The following is a 2,419-nucleotide window of genomic DNA, read 5'->3' on the forward strand; positions in this document are numbered from 1 at the left end:
GATCTCATTTACTACAGCAAGCAATCTACTTATTCCATATCCTATGGCCATTGCAAATGATGTAAATCCTAAGTTTATACCTGTATATTTAGCAATTTTTTTAATACTTTTAACTTTAAACTTTTTAGCTATAAATAGAATTCCTGCTAATAAAATTATTAAAAATCCTATATTTATGGTTTTAGAATATTTTATAAATTGATTACCTAAACTAAAGAATATTGAATCATCTTTACCTTTAAATGCATCTTGATTTGAATACTTCTCATTACTTACAAATTCTTTAACTATAGGTAATACTTGATCCCCATAATGTTGCATAGACTTATCACTTAAGTTTTCTGGATTATCACTCGGTGTATGATAATTTTCTAATCCGTCAAGTACACTTATATTTATTCCTGTTAAATTATTTTCTAAAAATACTGTAAAATCAGTTGCATTAGGTAATAATCTATATATTTCAGGAGTTATAGAATATGAAAACGGCTTTTCACTATGTTCATATAAATCTATAACAGGTGTATTATTAGGGCTAGTTTCAAACATAATAGCAGGACCTTTAGTTCCTCTTGCTTCTATATTAACTACATAATTCACACCTTCTAAAATTTCACTTTCTTTTACAGCTTCTTTTGCCCCCAATAAGCCATATTCTTCACCATCAGTTAATAGTATTTTAATACCATTTTCTAATTGAACATCAGATTCTTTTATAACTCTAAGCGTTTCTAATATAGTTGATAGTGCATATCCTGCATCAGCTGCACCTAAAGAACCATCCTTTTCTGCATATCGCTCTTTTTTAGCATGAGAGCTATCATAGTGAGTAGCAAGCATTATGTATGAATCTGATTTACCTTTTATTTCAGCATAAATATTTTCTATATCCACATTACTATCGCTTCTTTTTTCGTAAATCTCCTCATATCCATATATTTTTGGTTCTAATCCCAACTCTTTCAATTCAGAAATCAAATAATCCCTTACTTCTTTTTTTGCCTCATCATCAAATATAGAATGTGGCTTCTTAGCTATGTTATTTATATGTTCTTTTTGTTTTGTAACATTAACCTTACTATCATCTGTATAATTTGGCTTAGATGGGTTTAATGAATTAAATCCTATAATACCTGAAATTAACATAATTATCATTGTAATAAAAATACAAATTTTTTTATTGTTTTTCATTTTGTTCCTCCAATATTTTGATATTCAAAATTTTATTATTTTATTTTACCAAATTCGATATATTTTGTAAATCAAAATATTCCCATTTATAAATAACAATAATATTTAGTCAAGGTTTTATCTCAATTTGAATTCCTATTTTCTACTTAATTTTAGAAGTAATAAAAATAGACTGTAGTTAAGTTTGATTTTATACAAACTCATCTACAGCCCTACATGGTCTAACACATAACTAATTTTTTACTGAGTAAACATTGTCCAAAATAAATTAATAAATCCTTACATATTTTTAAAGTATTATCATTTACATCTAATTTGGGATTGAATTCAACAAAATCCATAGATTTAACAATACCTGTATTTATAAGACATCTTAAAATATATTTAGTATCGTCCAAAGTATATCCTCCAGCAACTCTTGTTCCCGTACCTTCTACTATAAACTTATCCATAAAATCTATATCAAGACTTATATGAAGACCATCTATATCTTGTTCATTGCATTTTTTTAATATATCATAAATAACATTTTCAAATCCTATTTTATCTATAACTTTTTTATCATAAAGATTTACTTTGGAATTATCTAGTAACTCTTGTTCGTCCTTATCTATATCTCTTCCCCCTATATGGAATACATTTTTTTCTTCTATTTTGACACCGTTATAATATAAATTAACTAATCTTGAGTCTCCATGTCCACATAAACATGCTAAAGGCATCCCATGAAAATTCTTACTTGGAGATGTTTCACATGTATTAAAATCGCCATGAGCATCAATCCATACAACCCCTAAATTTTTTGAGTGCTTACTAGCACCTGTTATACTCCCCAGTCCTATACCGTGATCTCCTCCTAATATTAATGTGAAGTCACTACCATCCATTGCCTTATCTACAGCCTTAGCTAACTTTAAGTTTAAATCATATATACTTTCAAAATATTTAATATCTTTTTCATTTTTAAACTTGTCTCTTTCAATTACTTCTTTTATATCAATATCTCCAAGATCTGCAACTTCTATTTCCCCATTATCTTTTATTAAATTAATAATATTTGCATTTCTTAGTTTTTCTGGTGAATATTGTGTTCCATTATTATCACATCCATAATAAGTTGGCACTCCAATTATACTTAGTTTCATGATACCTCCCCAATTGACACTCCTAGGTGTAAATCTAATCTTTAATCAAATTTAAACAACACACAACATATTAGTTGCTTATA

The 2,419-nt window shown here is 27.3% G+C and carries 2 protein-coding genes; both read right to left on the reverse strand.

Annotated elements, in window-relative coordinates; translation table 11 throughout:
• On the reverse strand, positions 1-1,191 hold a 1,191-nt coding region (locus NSA58_RS18900; RefSeq protein ID WP_257560844.1), incomplete at its 3' end, for a M28 family peptidase.
• A 221-nt stretch (positions 1,192-1,412) separates the two neighbouring features.
• A complete protein-coding gene (gene rocF, locus NSA58_RS18905) occupies positions 1,413-2,336 on the reverse strand; it encodes an arginase (protein WP_039680715.1) in 924 nt (307 codons plus the stop codon).
• Positions 2,337-2,419: the final 83 nt, after the last annotated feature.

It is taken from the genome of Terrisporobacter muris, assembly GCF_024621905.1.
Lineage (GTDB): Bacteria > Bacillota > Clostridia > Peptostreptococcales > Peptostreptococcaceae > Terrisporobacter > Terrisporobacter muris.